We start from the raw sequence: 24101 nt of genomic DNA, 5'->3' as shown, positions 1-24101 counted from the left end.
GCACCGCCGATTAGGGGAATTTCCCCGTACTTCCCCCGGCACAGGTAACAGCTGTCCCCTAGCAACCGACAGTTCGAGTGGGACGCCGACCACCCCGGCGATCTCGCTGTATTCACCTTTTCCGGTCCGCCGGAAGTCCTGCGAACGGGGTTGTCCAATGACAGAGCGGCTGGCGCTCGGCATTACCGTCGGGGCCGCGAATTCGGTCGCCGCGGCCACGACGGCCGACGGGTCCGGAACCACCGTTCGCGCGCACCACAGTGCCCTGCTGCTCGGCGCCGACGGCTCGACCGGCTTCGCCGACGCCGCCCAGCACGCGCGCGGCGTGGTGGTCGACGACTACCTGTCCCGGGTCGGCGACCCGGTAGACCTGCTGGCAGAGGACGGTTCCAGCCACGACGCGGCCGACCTGGTCGCCGCCGCGACGCACGCGCTGGTCACCGAGCTGGCCGGCCGGGCGAGCGCCGAGGCGACCATCGTGGCCTGCTACCCGGCATGGTGGTCGGAACCGACCGTCGAGACGACGCGCGCGGCGCTCACCCGCGCGGGCCTGCCCGAGGTGACGCTGGTGCCAGAGCCGATGGCCGCGGTGCGCCGCTACGAGATGGAGAACGGTCTGCTCGACGACGGCGCGCTGGCCGTCTACGACTTGGGCGCGAGCGGCCTCACGGTCACGGTGCTACGCACCGGCGACCAGGCGGGCATGCTCGGCGCACCCCTGCACAGCACGGCGATCGCCGGTACGGAATTCGATCTGCTGACGATGCGCTATGTTCTGGCTAACGCGCTGGACGGTCAGGATATCGATCCATTCGACCCCGTTGTCGAGGCGGAATTATCGGCCTTGCGCGCCCGCTGCAGAAATGCGAAAGAAGAGCTGTCCAGAATTACCGCGACGGTGATCCCGGTGGGTCTGCTCGGGGCAGCGCACACCGCACAGGTCCGGCTGACCCGCGGTGAACTCGAAGACCTGCTGCGCCCGACCCTGTTCGATTCGATGAACCTGCTGCACGACGCGGTGCGCCGCGCCGGACTCACCATGGGCGATATCAGCCGGGTGCTGCTCACCGGCGGTGGCGGGGCGATCCCGCTGGTCGCCGAGCTGATCTCGACCGAGTTCGGGCTGCCGGTCGCCGCCTGCGCCGACCCCGCGTCCTGCACCGCGCACGGCGCCGCCGAGATCGCCCTGGACGTGGCCGCGGTCTCCGTGCCCACCGAGGCCATTCCCGCCGCCGTCGTGGCGCTGCCCGCGGTGGCGGCACCGGTCGTCGACGACATCGCGCTCCCGGCGGACGAACCCGCCCCCACCAAGATGTTCACCGCCAAACGGGCGGCGATCATCGCGGCGGCCGCGGTGACGATGGCCGCGCTGGCCACCGGCACCCTCGCGCTCGGCGGGGTCACCACCCCGTCCACACCGAGCGGGCCCGTCGCGACGACGAGCGGGGCGCCCGTGCCCGGCGCCACCGCCGCTACCAGCACGGGTGGCGCGCCCGGTGCGGTCGACGGCACCGACTCGACCGTCGCCGACCCGACCCGTCCCGGCGCACCGAGCACCGCGACACCGCCGGGCCAGACCCAGGCGGGCACCACGCAGCCGGGGACGCCGGGCAGCGCCCCCGCGGCCGCGGGCAGCCCGGCACCGGCAGGCGCGCAGGCGGGCGACAGCCCGGCACCGGCCCCCGCGGCCGGACAGCCCGCTCCGGCCACCCAGCAGCCCGCCGAACAGGCCCCCGCACCCGCCCCGGCTCCGGCTCCGGCGCCCGCTCCGGCCCCAGCGCCTGCTCCCGCCCCGGCCCCGGCACCGGCGCCCGCCCCGGCACCCACCAGACCGACGCTCCCGCCCATCAAGGTGAACCCCGGCGACCTGCTCGACGGCGTGGGCGGCGCGGTCGACGAAACCCTCGAGACGGGCACCCAGCTGCCGGGCCAGATCCTCGGAGGAAATGGTGGCTGACATCGCCCTCGACTCCCTGCCCAGCGCGCGCACCGTCATCCGCGAACTCGATACCGCCGACAAGCAGCCGGTGCTGCTGATGATCCGCGGCCGGGCCGGTACCGGAAAGTCCGTGCTGCTCAACGCGGTTCGCTCACATCTGCGCGATCGCGGCATCCCGATGACCGACTCGGTGCACGACGACGCGACCGACCGGGCCGTGCTCATCGCCGACAACGTGCACCGGTACAGCGCCGTCGACCTGCGAAACCTGTGCGCCGCCATCGAATCCGGCCGCCGCTCGGTGGTGCTGGCCACCCAGCCGCGCCCGCACGATCCCCGACTACGCGCCCTGTCCGACATCGTCTCGCGGCACGGCCGCACGGTGGAGCTGCGCGCGCTCGGCAGCGCCGACACCGCGTCGTTCGCCAGGGAACTCGGGGTGGCGGTGTCGCAGCCGCTCGCGCTGCGCATCCATCAGCTCACCGCGGGCATTCCCGGCGGCGTCGTCGCGGCGCTGGCCGCCGCGCGCACCGCCCCGCTGGAAACCTGCGTGACCGCCGTCGACGAGGCGATCACCGCGTGGACCCGATCGATGCTCGACGCGGCCGAACCCGAGCTGCTCGACACGCTCGTGATCGCCGCCACCGGAACGGGTTTGGACGCCACCGAACTCACCGAGGTGCTCGGCGTCGACACCGCCACCGCCCACGATCTGATCGACCGCGCGCGAGCGGGCGCGCTGGTCACCGACGCCGATCTGCTGCTCACCCCCGCCGTCGGCCCGCTGCGCATCCTGCTCGGCGACCGCCGCTATGTCGAGGTGCAGCGCCGCCTGCTCGCCGCGCGACTCGACGCGGGACTGCTGCGTGACTGCACGGCGCTGATCCTGGCCGAGTCGGGCGTGGTCGACTCGCGCCTGGCCGAATTCCTGTGCCGCACAGCGGAGAAATCGGGACAGCCCGCGCGCTACTACGCGGCCGCGGCCGCCGCGGGCACCCCGGTCGAGTCGATCGCGCTGCGCTGGGCCGAGGCCGCCGCGCGCGCCGGCGACGCCGACACCGCGCTGCGGCTGGCCCAGCCGCTGCTCACCGCGGACGGCATCGCCGCCACCGATCTCGTTGCCGCGGTGCGGATCTGCGCGGCCGTGCTCACCCGGCGCGGTCTGGTGAGCCGCGCGGCCGGGTTGTACACCTGGCTCGGACCCGATCGGGTCGGCGCCGACTGGGCGCCCGCCGCGATGGTGCTCACTCTGGCCGGGGAGACCGCGGGCGCGACCCGGATGGCCGCCGCGGCCCAGCTGTGGCCACCGACCGAGGCCGACGCGGGCGCGCGGCTCATCGCCGGCGCCCTGCACGAATCCCTCGACCCGCACGGAACCGGAACGGCCGCCGCGATTTCCGCGCTGATCCAGGCGGGCAACACCGACACCGACGACCGCTACCTCCCCTGCTCGGCCGTCTCGATCGCCACCCTGCTGTGCCTGGGCACCGGCGAACCCCGCCGCGCGGGCGACGCGCTGCGCCGCGCCGCCGGCCGGGGCGCGGGCACTCAGCTGCCCGTGCTCACCGCCTGGGCCGCGCTGCTCGGCGGCGACGAGCAGCGCGCCGCGAACACCCTCGCCGAGGTCGACATCGCCGCGCTCGAACCGCGCGATCAGCTGCTCGCGCACGCGCTGGCCGTCGGCCTGGCCCGTCGCGGCGGCGACCACGCGGCGCTGACCCGCGCGTGGCAGGCCGCCAGCCCGCTGTTCGACGAACTGGAAGCCGACCTGCTGAGCCTGCTGCCGATCGGCGAACTGTGGCTGGCCGGCCTCCGGTTGCGCGATGTGCGCCGGATCGAACCGCTCGTCGACGCGGCCCGCGGATTGCTGCGCAAACTGGGCCGCGCGCCCGCCTGGACCAACCTGTTCCATTGGTACGGCGTCCAGGCCGCGCTCGCCGACGAATCGCCCAGCGACCTGCTCCCGCACGCCCACGCGCTCAAGACCGCCGCGGCGGCGGGCGACCAGCAGGCCGCCGCGCTGGCCGACGCGGGCCGCACCTGGGTGCTCGTGCTGCGCGGTCAGGTGGTGGCCGCCGAGGTGCAGGCCGCGGTGTCGGCGCTGGCCGAGTTCGGTCTCACCTGGGACGCCGCCCGCCTGGCCAGCGAGGCCGCGCTCGCCGTCGGCGACTCCGCCACCGCGACCACACTGCTCAAACTGGCCCGCTCGGTGCGCGTGCGGGCGCAGCCGGTGGAACAGCCACTGCCCGCGACGCAGCCGCTGCCGCAGGGCGCGGAGCAGCCCGCCCCGCGCCCGCCCGACACGGCCGCGCTCAGCGATCGCGAGCGGGAGGTTGCCGAGTTGGTGCTGCTCGGTCTGACCTATCGGGAGATCGGCGCGCGGCTGTACATTTCCGCCAAGACCGTGGAGCATCACGTCGCGCGAATCCGACGCCGGATAGGCGCGCGCTCACGATCCGAATTATTGTCAATGCTCCGCGCCATGGGACACGGTTCACTGCTTGTGTAACACGACGCGGCCTGTCGTCGTCGCCCGAAGCGAGGTAAACCGGATGGCCACTGGGGTCGGCCTGCGCATCGCCGATGACGAGTGCATCGCGGCGGTGGTCACCGAGGACGGCACGGTGCGGCTCGTCGAACGCGACGCACTGCTGCACATGTCCGACGAGGGCGACGCCGCGCTCGGCGGACCGGCTCCCACCGGGCACGCGCACTCGATCGCCGGTTTCGTGCGCGCGATCGGCGACCCGGCGGGCATCGATGTCGACGGCGGCGAGGCCTACCGCGCCGAGGACCTGCTGGCGACCGCGATGTTCTGCCTGATCGACCTCACCACCGAGCACCTCAGCGGCCCGGCCGAGTTCTACGCGACGCATCCGGCGCAGTGGACGCCCGAGGTGGTGCGCGGCGTGCGCGAGGCACTGGACTATCTGGGCCTGAAGTCGGTGGCGCTGCTGGGCGAGGACGAACTACCCCCGCCCGCCGACGGCATCGATCCCGGCCGCTCGTTCGCGACGTCGGCCGCGGAGGCCGCGCTGGTCGCGGTGCTGGCGACGCCTGCGGGCGCGACGCCGCCCGATCCGATCGTCACCGAGAACTCCCTCGTCGTCACCGACGTGATCCCCGCGCTCGCCCGGCCGGCGGCGACCGCGCAGGCCTATTCGGCGGCGATGCCGGTGACGGCGCAGCCGACGAAGGCGCTGGCCACCCCGACCTCGGCGCTGCCGGTCGTCGCGGTGGAACCGCAGGAACCCCAGCGCAGCCGGACGCCGCTGCTGATCGCCGCCGCCGCGCTGATCGGGCTGCTGCTCGGCGGCGTCGCGGTCTCGGTGATGCTGCGCGGTAGCGACACCACCCCGCCGCCACCGATCTCCGACGCCCGCCCCGATTCGCTGACGGTGACCCCGACGCCCGCGCCCGCGCTGCCCCCGCCGCCGCCGGTCGTCGAACCGACCACGCGCGCACCGGTCGTCACCACGACGCCCGAGCCCGAGCCGGAGCCGTCGACCAGCACCGAAGCGCCGCCGACGACCACGCCGGAACCGACGACCACCGACCCGTCGACCCCGCCCGGCCGCAGCACGACCCGCCCGCTGCTGCCGTTCCAGACGTACCCGCCGGGGTATCTCCCCTCGCCCATGCGGATTCCCGGATACAACTGATCCGGTGCGGGGGTACGGTAACCGCGCCCTCCGCGCGCCCGTGCCCTAGAGTGATGCGCTGATCGACATCACAGCCGCCGGCGGTGGTCTCGATCACTCGTGCCGACGAAGGGATTTCATGCGCAAGTTGGTGGCGCGTCGCGCCGCAGTCAAGGCAGCCTCCGCCGGTTTCGCCGCGACTGTTCTCCTGGCACCTCTGTTCGGCCCCGGCGTCGCGACCGCGGAACCTTCGGCGCCCCTTCAGCTGTCGGCCGACGCCTTACCGGCCGAGCTGGTGACGGCACTCTCGCGCGACCTCGGGATGACCCCGACCGAATACCTCGACCGCGCCGCCCGCGCGCAGCAGCTGCGCGACTACGCCAGCGACTTCCGTGCCGAGAACCCCGACACCTTCGCCGGCGCCTGGATGACGCCGGAAGGCAAGGCCGTCATCGCCGTGACCAACGCCGAGGCGGGCAAGATCGCCGCGGCCGACGGCTACCAGACCCACCTCGCCCCGATCTCGGCAGGCGGCCTGGAGGGCGCGCTGGTGCAGCTGGCGCAGTGGATCGCGAGCCTGCCGCGCGAGATCTCCGCGCCGATCAGCTCGATCGCCATCGACGCGCTCAACAGCCAGCTGGTGCTCAACATCGCCAACACCGGCCCCGGCCACCTGCTCAACCTGCCGACCCTGATCGCCACCATCAAGGTCGTGCTCTCCCCCGGCGGCGGCGGTCCGGTCGAGTACAAGCCGATGGGCGGCGACACCTACATCACCGCGACCAAGGACCTGCACGACACGACGCTGCGCGGCGTCGACGTCTGCTCGTTCGGCTTCAACAGCACCGATGCCGCGGGCAACGCGCTCAACATCTCGGCGGGCCACTGCAACCCGAACGTCGACAACGGCGGCACCGCGCCTGTCTACGTGCCGAACGTGCGCGACATCCCGAACAGCCCCGAGGTCGGCTCGTTCGCCAAGGCCGTGCTCGGCGGACCCGCCGCGCTGGACTACTCGGTGATCAAGCTGAACGAGCGCGCGGTCAACGCGGGCATGGACCAGCCGCGGGTGCGCGGCGCGAACGGGACGTCGCTGTACATCACCGGCACCGCCGAACCGGTCACCGGCGCCCCGGTCTGCAAGACCGGCCAGTCCTCCACCTTCACCTGCGGTTTCGTCTCCGCCGACCATGTGGAGACCCAGCTGTTCACAGCCGAGGGCGTCAGCAAGACGATCCGCGGCTTCGCCAGCAGCGCCTGCACGCTCGGCGGTGACAGCGGCGGCGCGATCGTCACCGGCACCCTGGCACTCGGCATCACCAGCGGCTCCAACGCCGCCGAGGCGCCCAACTGCACCGAGGCCAACACCCAGCTGGCCCCGTACGGCGGCACCGCCTCGCTCGGCGTGCCGATCCGGCCGATCCTGACCGATATCGAGGCCACCTCCGGTGGGGGTCTCGGTAGTGGAATCGCCGTGCGTACCAAGCCGAACGCAGGCTGACCTCACAACGAATCGCCGGACCGGACCGGGTGAGCGAAATCTCTTGCCCGGTCCGAGTAGGCATAACCCGCTCCAGCCCATATAGTTCGATCATGCTCCTGCCACGTATGGGTCGCACCCCGTCCGCGCGAAGCTCGAGAAGAGCTCGGAAGTCCGTGATCGCCGCTTCGGCGGCGATTCTGCTGTTCGGCCCCACCATGGCAGTCGCCGACGCGCAGCCCGCGCCCGCTGCCGACCTGCCCGCGCAGCTGATCGAGGCGGTCACCCGGGATCTGAAGATCTCCCCCGACGAGTACCTGCGCCGCGCCGATGTCGCGCAGCAGGTCGCCGCGTTCTCCACCACCGCGCAGCGCCAGTTCCCGCAGGCCTTCGCCGGCGCGTGGCTCAACGACGCCGGTAACGCCGTCGTCGCGCTCGCGCAGGGCCCCGGCGCCGACCAGGCCCGCGAGGCCGCCCAGTCGGCCGGTTTCGAGGTCCGCAACGTCGCCAAGAGCGAGTCCGCGCTGCGTGGCGAGAAGACCGCGTTCGAGAACTGGCTGGCCGCCGCGCCGCCGGAGGTCGCCAACCTGGTCCGTGGCGTCGTCATCGACACCGTGAACAACGCGATCGCGGTGCGCGTGGAGCAGGCCGGTCTGCCGCTGCCGAGCTTCATCGACCCGTCCCGTGTCGTCGTCACCGCGCCGCCGGTGGCGGGCGAGCGCGTCGACCTGTCGGCCACCCCGGTCGCCGGCGACGGCAACGGCGCCCTGGCCGGCGGCGACGGCTTCGCCTCGGTGATCGGCCGCAGCTCGCTGCGCTGCTCGCTGGGCTTCAACGGCACCGACCGCGCGGGCAACGTCATCAACATCTCGGCGGGCCACTGCAACCCCGACATCGGCTCGGCGGGCACCGGCAACGCCGCGGCCGTCTACGAGCTCAACGGTGATCGCGCGGGCGCCCAGCTGGGCACCTTCCAGAAGTCGGTGCTCGGCGAGCAGGACTACTCGATCATCCGGATCAACGACAACGCTCGGGCGCGCTTCGAGAACAACCTGGTCCGCGTGCCGGGCAACGCCCCGATCGCGGTCGACGGCGTGGCCACCCCGGTCGTCGGCGCCCCGGTCTGCAAGTCGGGTTCGCGCACCGGCTTCAGCTGCGGCATCATCAACGGCGTCGACCAGACCGTCCAGGTCGGCGACCGTCAGCTCACCCAGAGCTTCTCGGCCAACATCTGCGCCCTGCCCGGCGATTCGGGTGGCGCGATCGTGACCGGTCGCCTGGCCCTCGGCATCTCCAGCGCGTCGTCGGTCGCCGACTACCCGATCTGCGAGATCCCGAACATCATCGGCGCGATCACCGGTGACGTCCCGCAGCTGTTCGCGCAGCCGCTGAGCGTCGTCCTCTCGGACAACCCGGGCCTGGCGGTCCGCACCAACTGATCGCGGGTCACACCGCAGGCACAGAGCAGCCAGAAAAGGCCGGTAGCAGTGCGCTACCGGCCTTTTCGGTGTCCAGGGCATGCTTGGGGTCATGTGTCTGGTTCTGCTCGCCTGGCGAGCGCACCCCGAGTACCGGCTGATCGTGGCCGCCAACCGGGACGAGTTCTACACCCGCGCGACGGAGTCGCTGCGCTACTGGCCGGAGGAGCCCGGACTGCTGGCCGGGCGTGACCTGGGCGCGATCGCGGTGGGCACCTGGCTCGGCCTGCGCACCGACGCGGCCCGCTTCGCCGCGGTCACCAATGTCCGTGATCCCCAGGACACCCCGGCGCGCCCGCGTTCCCGCGGGGCGCTGCTGATGGACTACCTGCGCGGCGCGGACCGCCCGCCCGAGTATCTGGCCGCGGTGGCCGGGGCCGCACCCGACGCCTACGTGGGCTACAACCTGCTGGTCAGCGATCTGCGCAGCCTGTGGTGGCAGTCGAACCGCAGCGGCGTCGGCCCCACCGAGCTGGCACCGGGGCTGCACGGGCTGTCCAACGCGGCGCACGTGGCGACCGTGCCCGGATCCGTCCACAGCCATCCCCAGGTCCGCCCGACGGTGCTCGGCGCCGGCGCCCCGCCGCTGTGGCCGAAGGTCGACAGCGGCCTGACCGGCCTGCGCGACATCGTCGCCACCGCACCGGATTCCGTCGACGACTACTTCACCCTGCTCGCCGACCGCACTGAGGCGCCCGACGACCGCCTGCCGCACACCGGCATCCCCCTGGAATTCGAGCGGTCCGTCTCCGCGCGCTTCGTCGCCCACGACCTGCACGGCACCCGCGCGAGCACCGTGCTGCTGATTCGCGAGGACGGTCGCTACACCATGGCCGAGCGCACGTTCGGCCGCCACGGGGTCACCGGCGGTGCGGAATCGGTGTCCGGGGAGCTGGTCCTGGACTGAGAAACGCGGAAGGCCCCGCTCCGGGATCGGAGCGGGGCCTTCGCGGTACGGCTGTGGATCAGTTGGCCGGAGCGGCTTCCGGCGCGGGAGCGGCGACAGCCTTCGGCTTCTCGGCCCACACGGTGGTGCCCTCGGGCGCCTGCATCACGCTGAGCAGCTCGACGCCCGCGGCCAGCATGGTCGGGCCGCCGATGGCGATCATGCCGAGGATGCCACCGACAGCGGCACCCAGCGGCAGGCCGGCGAGGCAGCCGACACCGAACAGCGGCAGACCGAAGACGCAGCCGACGAGGGCGCCGATGGCGGTGCCGACGAAGGTGCCGATGGCGGTACCGATGCTGAACTTGCTGGCGAAGTCGTTGATCGCCTTCTGGTTCTCCTGCGCGGAGGCGATCGGCGAGGCCTTGAGGACCGGCTTCACGCCGACCGGCTCGGTGCCCAGCTGCAGGCCCTCGGGCTTCTCCGGGGTCAGCTCGAGGACGGTGCTGTCCTTGGTGACGGCGGACTTGGTCGGGATCTCGGTGCCGTTGACGGTGAAGTCGATCGGCAGCGACACGACCGTGGCACCGGTGGTGTCCTTGATCTCGGCGACCTTGGTCTTCGGCGCTTCGGGGGTCTCGCCGTCCTGCTCGACGATCGCGAAGGTGCCGTTCTGCAGGGTGGCGACGATGGTCTTGTCGACCAGCTTCACCGAGTACTTGATGTCCTGAGCCGCGGGAACGGGCTCAGCGTGCGCGGTCCCCAGCGACACGGTCATGGCGCCGATAACCAGTGCGGCAGCCGCAGTGGTCCTACGGAAGTTCATTAAGGTTCCAATCCATCAGGTGTGGTGCGGCGTGCGATCCGCGACACGCGAGACTCGTCAAGCAGAGACACACCGTGAGGTGTCCCTTACTTCTCCCCGAGCAGTGTGAAGACCGGCACAGCAGACAGAACAGCTGGAGCCTAATGGACCGAATCCGCTGAGGCCAGAAGGAATCTCGACAGCCGGAGTAAGCCTGTCCTTAGCTCCGTCGCAGATCACGCACGGTTTACGGTGTTCACCAGCAGCCCTAGGAACCTTTCGGCAAACATTTATGTGACATTGCTCACAGGCAAAACCTAGGTCAAGCCGCAGTAAACAAGGTCAGAGCGCAAATGCCGATCCTACGGTGGACACCGGTAGTTACTGGCCGGTAACTTAGCGCCGGTTACGATACGAGCCAACCGGGTGAGTCCGTCTCACCCAAGACCCTCGTGTTGCCTCTAAAGAAAGGTCGCGACATGAATGCCCTGACAATCACGTTGGGCACGATTGGAGCACTGCTCAGCCTGTTGTGTTGGGCGTCGTTCCTCAGCGGCGCGTGGAAGATCGGCAAGGCCGTGACGATCGGCCAGTCCGCGCCGGATCGGTGGCGACCGTTCTTCCCGCGATTCAAGACCATGATCGTGGAGTTCATCGCGCACACGCGGATGAACAAGTTCCGCACCGTCGGCTGGGCGCACTGGCTGGTCATGATCGGCTTCCTCGCCGGTGCGCAGTTCTGGTTCATGGCCTACGGGCAGACCTTCGATCCCACCTGGTCGTGGCCGTTCATCGGCGAGACCTGGTGGTTCCATCTCGGTGACGAGATCCTCGGCGTCGGCACCGTCGTCGGCATCGCGACGCTGATGATCATCCGCCAGCTGAACCACCCGCGCCTGCCCGCGCGCCTGTCGCGCTTCAGCGGCTCGAAGTTCGGTCCGGCGTACTTCGTCGAGTGGGTCGTGCTCACCGAAGGCATCGGCATGGTGCTGGTGAAGGCCGGTGTGCTGTCGCTGACCGGGCACTCCACCTGGACCGACCCGATCACCGGGCAGATCGCCAAGATCATCCCGGCCAACGTCACGCTGATCTCGATCTTCGCGTTCGTCAAGCTGATGTCCGGCATGGTCTGGCTGTTCGTGGTCGGCCGCAACATCACCTGGGGCGTGGCCTGGCACCGGTTCTCGGCCTTCCCGAACATCTACTTCAAGCGTGAGGCCGACGGCGGCGTCGCCCTCGGCGCGGCCAAGCCGATGATCTCCAACGGCAAGGTCCTGGACATGGAGAACGTCGACCCCGATGTCGACAACCTCGGGGTCGGCCGCATAGAGGACTTCTCCTGGAAGGGCTGGCTGGACTTCAGCACCTGCACCGAGTGCGGTCGCTGCCAGTCGCAGTGCCCCGCCTGGAACACCGGCAAGCCGCTCTCGCCCAAGCTGCTGATCATGTCGCTGCGCGACCACGGCTACGCCGCCGCGCCGTACCTGCTGGCCGGTGGCCGCAAGGATCCCGGCGGCGACGAGATCGGCCTGGTCGACGCCGACGGCAAGCCCGACGAGGCGAAGCTGGCCAAGATCCCCGAGGCCGCGCGCCTCGAGGCCGAGCGCCCGCTGATCGGCGGCGAGGACGTCAACGGCGTCATCGACCCCGAGGTCCTGTGGAGCTGCACCAGCTGTGGCGCCTGCGTCGAGCAGTGCCCGGTGGACATCGAGCACGTCGACCACATCATCGACATGCGCCGCTACCAGGTGCTGATCGAGTCGGAGTTCCCGTCCGAGCTCGCCGGTCTGTTCAAGAACCTGGAGAACAAGGGCAACCCGTGGGGCCAGAACTCCAAGGACCGCCTCAACTGGATCAAGGAAGTCGACTTCGACATCCCGGTCTTCGGCAAGGACGCCGACAGCTTCGACGGCTACGAGTACCTGTTCTGGGTCGGCTGCGCCGGCGCCTACGAGGACCGCGCCAAGAAGACCACCAAGGCGGTCGCCGAGCTGCTCGCCACCGCGGGCACCAAGTTCATGGTGCTCGGCGCCGAGGAGACCTGCACCGGTGACTCGGCCCGCCGCGCGGGCAACGAGTTCCTCTTCCAGCAGCTGGCCATGCAGAACATCGAGGTCATCAACTCGGTGTTCGAGGGTGTCGAGCAGTCGAAGAAGAAGATCGTCGTCACCTGTGCGCACTGCTTCAACGCGCTCAACAACGAGTACCCGCAGGTCGGTGGCACCTACGAGGTCGTGCACCACACCCAGCTGCTGAACCGCCTGGTGCGGCAGAAGAAGCTGGTGCCGGTGGCCTCGGTGTCGCAGAACATCACCTACCACGATCCCTGCTACCTGGGTCGGCACAACAAGATCTACAACGCGCCGCGTGAGCTCATGGAGGCCTCGGGTTCGACCCTGGTCGAGATGCCGCGCCACGGCGAGCGGTCCATGTGCTGTGGTGCCGGTGGCGCCCGGATGTGGATGGAAGAGCAGCTCGGCAAGCGCATCAACGTCGACCGCGTGGACGAGGCACTGTCCACCAACCCGACCAAGATCGCGACCGGCTGCCCGTTCTGCCGCGTCATGCTCACCGACGGTGTCACCGCGCGTCAGGAGCAGGGTCAGGGCGAGGGCGTCGAGGTCGTCGACGTCGCGCAGCTGATGCTCGACTCGATCACCCGGGTCGACGCCGCCGAGCTGTCGGCGAACCTGCTCGTCGTCCAGGAGCCGAAGGCCGAACCGGAGCCCGAGCCCGAGCCGGAACCCGCGCCGGTCGCCGAGGTAGCCGAGGAGGCCGCCCCGAAGGCCGCGCCGACCGGTGGTGGCCTCGGCATGAAGGGCGCCGCCAAGGCGCCCGGTGGCGGACTGGGCATGAAGGGTGCCGCGAAGGCACCCGGCGGTGGACTCGGCATGAAGGGTGCCGCCAAGGCGCCGGGTGCGCAGGCACCCGCCGCCGAAGCCGCGCCCGCCGCGGCCGCACCCGCCAAGGGTCTGGGTATGAAGGGTGCCGCCAAGGCGCCCGGCGGCGGACTCGGCATGAAGGGCGGTGCGAAGGCGCCGGGTGCGAAGGCAGCCGACGCGGCGCCCGCCGCCGAGACCGCGGCCCCCGCGGCTCCGGTCAAGGGTCTGGGCATGAAGGGTGCCGCCAAGGCACCCGGTGGCGGACTCGGCATGAAGGGTGGCGCGAAGGCCCCCGGCGCGAAGGCTCCGGCCGCTCCCGCCGAGGCCGCGGCGCCCGCCGAAGCCGCACCCGCACCGGCCGCCCCGCCGGTCAAGGGTCTCGGCATGAAGGGCGGTGCCAAGGCTCCGGGTGCGAAGGCTCCCGGCGCGAAGGCCCCCGCCGCCGCGGCTCCGGCCGCCGCTCCGGCAGCAGCAGCGGCCCCGGCCGCCGAAGCTCCCGCCGCGGAGCCGGTCTCGGCCCCCACCGAGACCAAGCCGACGGTCGCCGCCAAGGGCCTGGCCATGAAGTCCGGCTTCAAGCGCCCCGGCCCGAAGGCCCCCGGCGCCGCAGCCCCGGCCACCCCGGCCCCGGCTGAGCCGACGGCCCCGGCTGAGCCCGAAGCCACGGCGGAACCGGCCACCCCGGCCGAGCCCACCAACGGCAACGGCACCCCGCCGGTGGCCCCGCCGACCGCCAAGCCCGGCGGCCTCGGCTTCAAGTCCGGCGCGAAGGCCCCCGGCCGCAAGAACTGACAACTGAACACAGCGAGAGGCGCGGATTCTTCGGAGTCCGCGCCTCTTCGCTTCTCGTGTGGACCCCGATCCCGCGGACCGGTTCGTGCATGAGCACCATGGTCGCGCTCCCCCGGGAAATCGTTCCGAGGGTAGAGGTGGTGGCCGACAGGTCGACCTAGGGTGAGCGAATGGTCGATGAACGAGTCGCGGTCTGGCTGCGCGCGCGGACGGCGCACGCGGACGCGGTCATCGTGATCGCGCTGATCACAGTGTGTTTCCTGGCCGGAGCACTGGTCGACGCCGGGCCGGACTACTTCGCCTTCTCGGTGGCCCTGCTGGTTCCGCTGACCTGGCGGCGGAGATGGCCGGAGTGGTCGGCCGCAGTCGTCGCGGTGGTGGCGCTCGTCCAGTGGGCGACGGTCCAGGCCACGACCGGCGCGCTGCCCGCCGATATCGCCGTGCCGCTCGCGGTCTACACCCTCGCAGCCTATGCCGATCGGTGGGCGAGCCGCGCGGGTCTCGTGGCGGGGTTGGCTGGGGCGGCGCTGGGCGGCTGGAGTTGGCCGCAGCTTCCGATGCCGGCGTCGGCGCATGTGCTCGTCGGGGTGTCCTTGGCGGGCGCGGTCGTCGCGGCATGGCTCGGCGGCGCCTGGCAGCGTGCCCGTCGCGGCGAGTTCGAGGCGCTGGCTCGACAGACCGCGCTGCTCGAGCGCGAGCAGGAACAGCGGACCCGGATGGCGGTGCTGTCCGAGCGGAACCGGATCGCCCGCGATATCCACGACATCCTCGCGCATTCGCTGGCCGTGATCGTCGCGCAGTCCGACGGTGGTCGCTACGCGGCGCCGGCCGAACCGCGGCGCGCGGTCGAGGCGCTGACCGCCATCGGTGACCAGGGCCGCGCCGCCCTCGCCGAAACCCGCCGCGCCATCGGCGTCCTCCGCGAGGACGACCGCGACGAGCCCGATCCCGCCCCGGCACCGGGGATCTCGGACTTGACCCGCCTGGCCGGCGACCTGAGCGACGCCGGCCTGCCGGTGGACCTGACCGTCGACCTGGCCGGGGAGCCGCTCGACACCGGCGTGAGCCTGGTCGTCTACCGCCTCGTCCAGGAAGGTCTGACCAATATCGTCAAACACGCCGGAGCCGGTGCGCGCGCGGAGGTTTCGGTGCACGTCGACGATGCCTGCTTACAGGTCAGCGTCCGGGACGACGGACACGCCGAGGGTGGGTCCGTCAGTGCCGGATACGGCCTCGTCGGCATGCGCGAGCGCGTCGCCGCCTACGGCGGCAGCATGGAGTTGCGCCGCCGCTCCGACAGCGCCGGGCATCTCCTCCAGGCCCGCATTCCCCTGGCGGTCCACCGATGATCGGGGTGCTCCTGGTCGAGGACCAGGCCCTGGTGCGGGCCGGGTTCCGCATGGTGGTCGATTCCCAGCCAGATCTTCGGGTAGTCGGCGAGGCTGCCGACGGCGCCGCCGCCCTCGCCGCGGCCGGGCGGCTGGCGCCGGATGTGGTCGTCATGGATGTCCGGATGCCGGGGATGGACGGCATCGAGGCCACCCGTCGGCTGACGGCCGCGCGTCATCCGCCCAAAGTGCTGGTCCTCACGACCTACGACCTCGACGATTACGCGGTCGCCGCCGTGCGCGCGGGCGCGAGCGGATTCCTGCTGAAAGAGGCGCCGGCGGAGGTCTTCCTGTCCGCGGTGCGCAGCGTGCACGGCGGTGACGCGGTGCTCGCCGCGTCCACCACCCGGCGCCTGCTCGATCGGCTCGCCCCGCCGATCGATCCGGCGGCGCGACAGCTGGTGGCCACCCTCACCGGCCGCGAGCGCGACGTACTCACCGAAATGGCCAGGGGATCGTCCAATGCCGAGATCGCGATGGCGCTCGACATCGGCGCGGGCACCGTGAAAACCCATGTGCGCCATATCCTCACGAAACTGTCGGCGCGAGACCGGGTGCGGGCGGTCATCATCGCGCACGAAGCCGGACTCGCCCGCGGCGGGCCGCGTTAGCCGTCACTCCCGTCGGCACTGGAGGTCGGCCGCGGGCAGGACACCGTCGAGCAGATACCGCTCGACGGCGGTGTCGACGCAGCGCGAGCGCTCGAACAGGTAGACGCCGTGCCGGAACACGCCGGTCATCGTCACCGAGCGCGACCCGGACAGCGCCGCGCGCAGTGCCCGCTGCCCGGCGATCGGTGCGACCGGATCTCCCTCGGCGCCGACGAGCAGCGCCGGGGCCGAGGTATCGATCTCGGTGGCGGGTTCGACCGGGCGCGTCGGCCACACCGCGCACGGGGTGAGGTGACGGGCCAGGGCGCCGAACAGCGGTTCGGCGACGCGATGCTCCTCGATGTCGGCGTAGTGGGCTTCGACATCCCTGGCGGCTCGATCCGCGCATTGATTGGCGACTGTCGCGCTGAACCCGAATTCGGGGATCACCTCGGTCTCGGCGTAGAGGGCGAGCTTGGCGGCCGAACTCGGCGGCAGGTCGACGACCAGGCCGCGCGACGCGTCGGACAGCGCGCGCACGAGCGCGCCGAACTCGGTGTACGACTCGTCGGTGTCGTCGACGGTCAGCAGCAGGCCGGGAACCATGTCCGCCGTGAGCGTGATCCCGGCGACCACAGGAGGACGCTCGGCGATCCGGGCGGCCATGGCGTCCACTTCGGCGAGCACCGCCTGCTGTGTCGTACCGAGGCCGAGTTCCGGGTCGTGGTCGGCGGCCCAGCGGGCCCAGTCCGCCAGCGCGGCCGCGGTGGCCGGTGCCGTGGCGCGGGTGAGATCGGGGCCGGGCGCCCGCGGATCGAGGGCGCTGTCGAGCACCATCCGGTCGACGGTGTCACCGAACATCTGCAGGTAGACGGCGCCGAGATAGCTGCCCCACGACCAGCCGAGATACGACAGCCGTTGCTGGCCGAGCAGTGTCCGCAGCAGATCGAGGTCGCGCGCCACGGCGCGGGTCGAGGCGTGCGGCAACAGTTCCCGATGCGGTGCGCACCGCTGCGCCAGATCCCGCGCCACGTCGACGGTGCGGTCGAACCCGGCGCGGTCGGTCGGCGCGCCCTGTGCGATGCCGAGATACTCGCCCGTCGGCCAGCCACACTCGAGCGGACTGCTCGCACCGAAGAATCGCGGGTCCAGCGCGACCAGGTCGTAGCGCTGCGCCAGTTCCGGCGCGGCCGGATAGCCACCCTCATGGCCCTCGACCAGCATCGGCACCCCCTCGCGTGACGGGCCGGGTCCGCCGGTCTCCACGACCAGGGTCCCGAGCCGCCGGACTGGATCGCTCGCGGGCCGCAGCGCGACCGCGATCGTGACCGTCGGCCCGAACGGACGCGCGTAATCCACCGGCGCCTGGAACTCCCCGCACCGCGCGCCCACCGCGGCCAGCCCGCGCCCCACCGCGTCCTCCGGCGAAGTGTCGCAGTCGTGCCATTCGATCCGCTGGTTCCCGATCCGATCCGGCAGCGTTCCGTGCGACGGCGCCACCTGCTCAGGTGCCGCACAACCGATCACCGCTGCCGCGGCACACCCCGTCGCGACCGCGGCCGCGCTCCGTCCACTGGTGAAGATTCCCATGGTCGAACGGTATTTCCGCCCCGCCGTCGCCCGCGTCTACCGGCTGAGTGACTTTGTCGGCCGCGCATTCCGCCGCCGGGAAGAGGCCACCTCAGCAGTCGGCGAACCAGGCCTTGACGTACCCCGCCGACTGATAGGCGTAGTCCCAGGCCCAGCGGGCCGGGGAGAGGTGGGGTTTCGGGTCGACGAAGAGGAGTTCGCCCGGCCAGCAGGTGCCGAGGATGTAGCGGGCTCGGGAGACGTGTGGGGTGAAGGTGACGACGATGACGCGGGACCAGCCGGTGCCGAGGCGGGCCAGTTCGCGGCCTTCGCCGAGGGTGGTGCGGGGGCTGGGGTCGAAGCAGATGACCTCGAAGCTGTAGCCGCCGTGGCAGATCCGGTTCACCATCGGGCTGTGTTCGTAGGGGTTGGAGACGAGGACGCGCGGTGCGTAGCCTTCGGCCGCCAGTCGCAAGCCGAGCTGTTCGCGACCGTCGTGGGCGCCGCCGAGGACCAGGATCGCGTCGGCGGGCAGCGGCGCGTCGACGCGCGGACGCACATACACCGGCCACAGCGCGGCCACCGCGACGATCACCGCGAGCAGCAGCGCACCGAGGACGACAACGGACCGGCGCACCGGCCCGATGCTAGCGACGCGCCGCCACCCGACCCCACCGACACGTCCACACCCGCGGACACCCTGCACACCCACGATCCGAACCTTGCACCCCAACAGCACCCATCACCGCAGGTAGCAGCCTCGCGAATGCCGCCGACCAGCCGATGTCTCCCCCTGTACACCAGATGTTGCGCCCGCTCTTGCCTCGCTGACGCGGCGTAGCCACGCGCGCGGCTTACCAACAGAACTATGCGATGCACAGTCTTCGGAACGGGGTACCTGGGGGCCACGCATGCCGCGTGTATGGCCGAGCTGGGGCACGATGTGGTCGGGGTGGATGTGGATCCCGGCAAGGTGGCCAAACTGGCCGACGGTGTGGTGCCGTTCTACGAACCCGGTCTGGACGAGGTGCTCCAGCGCAACCTCGCCGCGGGCCGCCTGCGGTTCACCACCGACTACGAGGACGCCGCGGCCCACGCCGACGTGCACTTCCTCGGTGTCGGCACACCGCAGAAGAAGGGCGAGTACGGCGCCGACCTGAAATACGTCCACGCCGTGGTCGACACGCTGGCGCCGATGCTGGAGCGCCCGGCGATGATCGTCGGCAAGTCCACCGTGCCGGTCGGCACCGCCGCGGCCCTGGGGGAACGGGCCCGCGCGGCCGCGAACGTCGACGTCGAGGTGGCCTGGAACCCGGAGTTCCTGCGCGAGGGCTTCGCCGTGCAGGACACCCTGCGCCCGGATCGCCTGGTCCTCGGCATCGACCACGCCCGGGAACGATCGACGTGGGTCGAGGAGCAGATCCGCGAGATCTACGCCGAGCTGATCGCCGCCGAGATCCCCTTCCTGCTCACCGATCTGGCCACCGCCGAACTGGTGAAGGTCTCGGCGAACGCCTTCCTGGCGACCAAGATCTCGTTCATCAACGCGGTCTCGGAGGTCTGCGAGGCGACCGGCGCCGATGTCACGATGCTGGCCGACGCGCTCGGCTACGACGCCCGCATCGGCCGCCGATTCCTCAACGCCGGACTCGGTTTCGGCGGCGGCTGCCTGCCCAAGGACATCCGCGCGTTCATGGCCCGCTCCGGTGAGCTGGGCGCCGACCACGCGGTGGCGTTCCTGCGCGAGGTCGACAACATCAACATGCGCCGCCGCACCAAGGTGGTCGACATGGCCGCGCGGGCCTGCGGCGGCTCGCTGCTCGGCGCGAACGTGGCGGTCCTGGGCGCGGCGTTCAAGCCGGAGTCCGACGACGTGCGCGATTCGCCCGCGCTCAACGTCGCCGGGATGATCCAGCTGCACGGCGCGGTCGTCACCGTGTACGACCCGAAGGCGGTGGAGAATTCGCGCCGGGTCTTCCCGACGCTGAACTACGCCACCTCGGTCGCCGAGGCCTGCGATCGCGCCGACGTGGTCCTGGTCCTGACCGAATGGAACGAGTTCACGGCATTGACCCCCGCCGATCTGGATCCGGTGGTGCGGACCCGGTCGATCATCGACGGCCGCAATTGCCTGGACCGTACTGCCTGGCGGGACGCCGGGTGGGTGTACGCCGGACTCGGTACCCCGTAGAGTGGCGATCCAAGCGGGGGCTGCCGGGCATCGTCCCGAGTGTGCAGGCTCCGCATGTCGTGCAGTAGGGAACGAGATGGGCAGCTGATGAGCGCGGTATTGGGAGTATCGGTGGGCGCCGGCACGGTGCGCCTCGCGCGCCCGCAACACGGTGGCCCCCACGGATTCGTCCCGCCGTATTCCTTCGAACTGCACACCATTTCGATGCCCGAGCACCAGGCCGAGGAATCGGCCGCCGACACGATCGCCGCGACGCTGGCCGCCGCGCCCGAGGTCGCGGCCACGACGGTCACCTTCCGCAGTGAACCGCAGGCCAGGGCGATCCGGGCCGCGATGGCCCGGCGTCAGCTCACCAACTATCAGCTGGTTCCCGAAGCGGTTGCCGCCGTGCACTTCGCGCACGCGACCACCGACATGCGCGAGGTGTCCACGCTGGCGGTCTACGACCTGGGCAGCTCGGGTCTGACGGTGAGCGTGGTCAACGCCCGCACCAGCGACGTCTACCAGTGCGAGCGGATCAGCGACATCAGCGGCGACTACCTGGATTCGCTGATCCGGGAGCAGCAGATCGCCTCGGGCCGGATCGCGCATCCGGCCGACCCGGTGGGTCTGGCCGAGCTGGACGCGCTGTGCCGGGCCGCCAAGGAGCAGCTGTCGAGCACCAATGCCGTCGCGCTGCCCAGTGAGCAGGGCCTGGTGCTGCTCACCCAGGAGAACTTCGAAGCGCTGATGATGCTGGCGATCGAGTCGTCGGCGCGGATGACCCGCGATGTGATCATCCGCGCGCAGCATCCGGTGCAGGCGATCATGGTGATCGGCGGCGGCGCGCGGATTCCGCTGATCGCCCGGGTGCTGGAACGCACGATCGGGGTGCCGGTGATCGTGCCCGCCGAGCCGGAGACCGCGCTGGCCCGTGGCGCCGCGCTGCTCGCGCGGCCCGCGCAGGTCCAGCAGGCGCCCGCGAGTCCGGCGCCCGCCCCGACGACCGAGATCGACGACGCGACACCGGCCTGGCTGACCGCGCCCGCACGCCGTCGTCGGCCGCTGAGTTCGCTGACCAGCCGCAACGGCAACAATCGCCGCGAACTGAACGCCGCCGTGCTGACGGTGAGCTCGCTCGTGGTGGTCGCCGCGATCGGCCTCGGGCTCGGTTACGGCCCCGAGGTGCTCGAGCGCGGCAATTCCAGCGACGGCTCCCAGGCGGTGCCCGAGTCGACCGCGCCCCGGCCGACCCTGGCCGGCCCGTCCTCGGCGGCCGCCCCGACCACCGACGCGGTGCACGCGACGGTGGCCGCGCCGCCGGTGACCAGGCAGGACTCGCAGCCGACCACCTCGACTCCGCCGCCGCAGGGCCCCAACACCATCACCGTGGTACCGGGGCTGCCGCCGATCATCGTCCCGACGATCCCGCCGGTGGTGTTGCCCGGCTTCCCGCCGGCGGGTCAGTAGCGCTCAGTTCCTGGCGTGCCGGGCCCGCTGCGGCGGCGCGGCGACCTGCTTGGCGCCGAACGGCCGGGCCAGCAGCACCGCGATCAGGGTCGTCAACGGCACCGACAGGGCCAGTGCGATGCCACCGACCGCCGACCGCGCGATCTCGATGGCGACGGCGTCGCCGGTGAGCACGTCGTTGATGGACCGCCCGGCGACGCTGAACAGCAGCAGCAGCGGCAGCGCGCCACCGGCGTAGGCGAGCACCAGGGTGTAGACGGTGCTGGCGATGTGGTCGCGCCCGACCCGCATGGCCGCGGTGAAGATCGCCCCGCGGGACGCGCCTTGGTCGAGCGCGGCGAGCTCGAACGCCGCCGAGGCCTGGGTGATGGTGACGTCGTTGAGCACACCGAGCGAACCGATGATGAAGCCGGCCAGCAGCAACCCGGTGATGCTGACGTGCTGGATGTAGGTGGCCACGTTGGTGTTCTGCTCTTCGGAGAGCCCGGTGAGATTGGTGATCTCGAGCGCCACCCAGGACAGCAGCGCCGCGACGAGCATCGAGGCGAGCGTGCCGAGCAGCGCGGAACTGGTCCGCAGGTTCACCCCGTGGGCGAGATAGAGCACCACGTAGAGGATCAGCGCGCCCGACACCAGCGCCACCGGGATCGCGGGCTTGCCGTCGAGCAGCGCGGGCAGCAGGAACATCACGACGACCGCGAACGCGAACACGAGCCCGAGCAGCGCCCGGAACCCGCGCCACCGCGCGACCACACAGATGACGATCACGAACGCGAGCACGATCACCAGCAGCGGCAGTCCGCGCGAGTAGTCGTCGAAGTCGTAGATGGTCGTGCCGCTGGGGTCGGCCGCGCGCACGATCCGGATGTCGTCGCCCGCCCGCAGGTCGGGCTGTCCCGGTCCCGGCGCGATTTCGAACAGCGTCTTCTTGCCCTCGTCCGGCCCGGAGCGGATGTCGACCACGCTGCGCTGACAGGTGTAGGAGGCGGCCCGCGGCTCGACCGGCTGCCCGGTGAACACCCGCCCGTTCGACGGACTCCCGCACGGCCCGATGTCCTGCAGCACCACGGTCCCGGCCTCGGTCTGCACCGCCCCACCCGACACGGTCTGCATCGGCAGCGGAATCTCGACATGCTGCGCGCTCGGCCACAGCATCGCGGTCGCCACCAGCACCACCACCCCGATCACCGCGAGCAGCCCCACAACGACCTTCGCCGCCGTATCCCCGATAGCGATGGGCCCCGAATGATCGTGATGGTGATGGTGGTGATGATCGCTCACCGCCAAAGCTTAAAGGATGTCGTTTTCAAGAACGACCCGACGCAACCCCGCGATCACGCGAGAACATGGGTAACTCACCGGGAACGGGCTACCGAAACCCACCCACCAACCACCGGCCGCCAACGCAAAACTCCCCGGGACTCGGTCTGGCCTGAATCCCGGGGAGGCGGTGCTGCGCTGTGGGGGCGGCGGAGAGCAGGGGGATGTCTCCGCCGCCCGCAGGCAGGCGCCCAGGGGGGTAGGCGCGCTTACCTGAGGCTCTCGATTGTCCAGGGGGGGTAGACAACCGGGCCGGGCGCCGAAGCGCCGAGGACTACTGTACACAAAACTTGGACTTTTGCACTAGTAGCTCTTCAAAATCTCCGAGATTCCGAACTTGGAGTCTGTTTTGGTCTATCTATACAGATGACCAGGTTGCCCAAACCCCTGAAACTCACTGGTCACAGCCCCGCGCGGTGAGGACTCACTGACGGTAGCTGGCGAGGAAGTTGCCGAACCGCTCGATCGCCACCGCCAGATCCCGCGCCCAGGGCAGGGTCACGATCCGCAGGTGGTCGGTGTCGGGCCAGTTGAACCCGGTGCCCTGCACCATCAGGATCTTCTCTTGCAACAACAGATCGAGCACAAGCTTCCCGTCGTCGTGGATCTCGTGCACATTCGGATCCAGTCGCGGGAAGGCGTACAGCGCGCCCCGCGGCTTCACGCAGGACACCCCGGGGATCATGTTGAGCCGCTCCCACGCCACGTCGCGCTGCTCGAGCAACCGCCCGCCGGGCAGGATCAGGTCCTCGATGCTCTGGTGCCCGCCGAGCGCCACCTGGATCGCGTGCTGGGCGGGCACGTTCGGGCACAGCCGCGAGGAGGCGAGCAGATCGATGCCCTCGAGGAAACCGGCCGCGTGCTCCTTGGGCCCGGTGATGGCCAGCCAGCCGGAGCGGTACCCCGCCACCCGGTACGCCTTGGACAGGCCGTTGAACGTCAGGCACAGCAGATCGGGCGCCAGCGAGGCCAGCGAGATGTGCTTGGCGTCGTCGTAGAGGATCTTGTCGTATATCTCGTCGGCCAGCAGCAGCAGGCGATGCTTGCGCGCCAGGTCGACGATCTGCTGCAGCACCTCCGCCGAGTACACCGCACCCGTCGGGTTGTTCGGGTTGATCACCAGCAGGGCCTTGGTCTTGTCGGTGATCTTCGATTCGATATCGGCGATATCGGGCTGCCAGCCGTTGGCCTCGTCGCACAGGTAGTGCACCGGGGTGCCGCCGGCCAGGCTGGTCATGGCCGTCCACAGCGGGTAGTCGGGCGCCGGGATCAGCACCTCGTCGCCGTTGTCGAGCAGCGCCTGCATGGTGACGGTGATCAGCTCGGAGACGCCGTTGCCCAGGTAGACGTCGTCGACGTCGAGCTCGGGGAAGCCGGGCACCAGCTCGTATCTGGTGACGATCGCGCGCCGCGCCGACAGGATGCCCTTGGACTCGGAGTACCCCTGCGCGTACGGCAGCGCCGCGATCATGTCGCGCATGATCACGTCGGGCGCCTCGAACCCGAACGGGGCTGGATTGCCGATGTTCAGCTTGAGGATGCGGTGCCCCTCGGCCTCCAAACGCGCCGCGTGTGCGTGTACCGGCCCACGGATCTCGTAGACCACGTCCTGCAGCTTCTTCGACTGCTCGAGAACGCGCGGCGGCACATGCGGCGATTGAGGACTCACCCGACCAATGGTGCCATCCGCC

The 24101-nt window shown here is 70.9% G+C and carries 16 protein-coding genes; 11 read left to right on the top strand and 5 right to left on the bottom strand.

Annotation, left to right across the window (positions count from 1 at the left end; genetic code table 11):
• Positions 1-157 precede the first annotated feature (157 nt).
• The 6 genes from ACFYWJ_RS07010 to ACFYWJ_RS06985 all read left to right on the top strand — a co-directional run bounded on the left by ACFYWJ_RS07010 (position 158) and on the right by ACFYWJ_RS06985 (position 9445).
• Positions 158-1957, top strand: a complete 1800-nt coding sequence (locus ACFYWJ_RS07010; RefSeq protein WP_355274826.1) for an Hsp70 family protein — start codon at positions 158-160, stop codon at positions 1955-1957.
• The gene (locus ACFYWJ_RS07005) at positions 1950-4448 is read left to right on the top strand and encodes a LuxR C-terminal-related transcriptional regulator (protein WP_387161065.1); all 2499 of its coding nucleotides are present in this window, start codon (positions 1950-1952) and stop codon (positions 4446-4448) included. The genes ACFYWJ_RS07010 and ACFYWJ_RS07005 overlap by 8 nt, the downstream gene beginning before the upstream one ends.
• A 43-nt stretch (positions 4449-4491) precedes the next feature.
• On the top strand, positions 4492-5601 hold the full coding sequence (locus tag ACFYWJ_RS07000; protein WP_355274830.1) for a hypothetical protein: 1110 nt from the start codon (positions 4492-4494) through the stop codon (positions 5599-5601).
• Positions 5602-5719: 118 nt separating this feature from the next.
• Positions 5720-7081: a S1 family peptidase gene (locus tag ACFYWJ_RS06995; protein WP_355274833.1), complete on the top strand. Its 1362-nt coding sequence runs from the start codon at positions 5720-5722 to the stop codon at positions 7079-7081.
• 155 nt (positions 7082-7236) lie between these two features.
• Positions 7237-8499: a S1 family peptidase gene (locus ACFYWJ_RS06990; protein ID WP_355274836.1), complete on the top strand. Its 1263-nt coding sequence runs from the start codon at positions 7237-7239 to the stop codon at positions 8497-8499.
• A 91-nt stretch (positions 8500-8590) separates the two neighbouring features.
• The gene (locus tag ACFYWJ_RS06985; RefSeq protein ID WP_355274838.1) at positions 8591-9445 is read left to right on the top strand and encodes an NRDE family protein; all 855 of its coding nucleotides are present in this window, start codon (positions 8591-8593) and stop codon (positions 9443-9445) included.
• A gap of 58 nt (positions 9446-9503) precedes the next feature.
• Here the strand turns inward: ACFYWJ_RS06985 and ACFYWJ_RS06980 are convergent, their stop codons facing one another.
• Positions 9504-10202 (bottom strand): hypothetical protein, encoded by a 699-nt coding sequence (locus tag ACFYWJ_RS06980; protein ID WP_355274841.1) that lies wholly within the window; start codon positions 10200-10202, stop codon positions 9504-9506.
• Between the two features lie 506 nt (positions 10203-10708).
• Between ACFYWJ_RS06980 and ACFYWJ_RS06975 the strand changes: the two genes are divergently transcribed.
• The 3 genes from ACFYWJ_RS06975 (at position 10709) to ACFYWJ_RS06965 (ending at position 15902) form a co-directional block, all read left to right on the top strand.
• Entirely contained in the window at positions 10709-13903 is a 3195-nt protein-coding gene (locus ACFYWJ_RS06975; protein WP_355274844.1) for a (Fe-S)-binding protein, read from the top strand.
• Between the two features lie 170 nt (positions 13904-14073).
• A complete protein-coding gene (locus tag ACFYWJ_RS06970) occupies positions 14074-15252 on the top strand; it encodes a histidine kinase (protein ID WP_355274847.1) in 1179 nt (392 codons plus the stop codon).
• Positions 15249-15902 (top strand): response regulator transcription factor, encoded by a 654-nt coding sequence (locus ACFYWJ_RS06965; protein WP_355274850.1) that lies wholly within the window; start codon positions 15249-15251, stop codon positions 15900-15902. Before ACFYWJ_RS06970 ends, ACFYWJ_RS06965 begins: the two co-directional genes overlap by 4 nt.
• Positions 15903-15905: 3 nt before the next feature.
• On the opposite strand, the gene ACFYWJ_RS06960 is transcribed toward ACFYWJ_RS06965, so the two are convergent.
• Both ACFYWJ_RS06960 and ACFYWJ_RS06955 read right to left on the bottom strand, forming a co-directional pair.
• On the bottom strand, positions 15906-17471 hold the full coding sequence (locus tag ACFYWJ_RS06960; protein ID WP_355274852.1) for an alpha/beta hydrolase: 1566 nt from the start codon (positions 17469-17471) through the stop codon (positions 15906-15908).
• Positions 17472-17562: 91 nt separating this feature from the next.
• Positions 17563-18087, bottom strand: coding sequence for a YdcF family protein (locus tag ACFYWJ_RS06955; RefSeq protein ID WP_355274855.1), 525 nt, complete (start codon positions 18085-18087; stop codon positions 17563-17565).
• A 231-nt stretch (positions 18088-18318) separates the two neighbouring features.
• Between ACFYWJ_RS06955 and ACFYWJ_RS06950 the strand changes: the two genes are divergently transcribed.
• The gene (locus tag ACFYWJ_RS06950) at positions 18319-19641 is read left to right on the top strand and encodes a UDP-glucose/GDP-mannose dehydrogenase family protein (RefSeq protein ID WP_355274858.1); all 1323 of its coding nucleotides are present in this window, start codon (positions 18319-18321) and stop codon (positions 19639-19641) included.
• Positions 19642-19728: 87 nt separating this feature from the next.
• Positions 19729-21090 carry an Hsp70 family protein gene (locus ACFYWJ_RS06945; protein WP_355274860.1) on the top strand — a complete coding sequence of 454 codons (1362 nt, stop codon included), beginning with the start codon at positions 19729-19731 and terminating at the stop codon, positions 21088-21090.
• Positions 21091-21093: 3 nt separating this feature from the next.
• On the opposite strand, the gene ACFYWJ_RS06940 is transcribed toward ACFYWJ_RS06945, so the two are convergent.
• Both ACFYWJ_RS06940 and ACFYWJ_RS06935 read right to left on the bottom strand, forming a co-directional pair.
• Positions 21094-22371 (bottom strand): YibE/F family protein, encoded by a 1278-nt coding sequence (locus ACFYWJ_RS06940; protein ID WP_355274862.1) that lies wholly within the window; start codon positions 22369-22371, stop codon positions 21094-21096.
• 463 nt (positions 22372-22834) lie between these two features.
• The gene (locus ACFYWJ_RS06935) at positions 22835-24088 is read right to left on the bottom strand and encodes a pyridoxal phosphate-dependent aminotransferase (protein ID WP_218716750.1); all 1254 of its coding nucleotides are present in this window, start codon (positions 24086-24088) and stop codon (positions 22835-22837) included.
• Positions 24089-24101: the final 13 nt, after the last annotated feature.

The sequence above is a fragment of the Nocardia sp. NPDC003269 genome (genome assembly GCF_042888005.1).
In the GTDB taxonomy this organism is placed as follows: domain Bacteria; phylum Actinomycetota; class Actinomycetes; order Mycobacteriales; family Mycobacteriaceae; genus Nocardia.
Note: the sequence above shows the minus strand (reverse complement) of the source record. Positions and strands in the feature narration are given on the sequence as shown.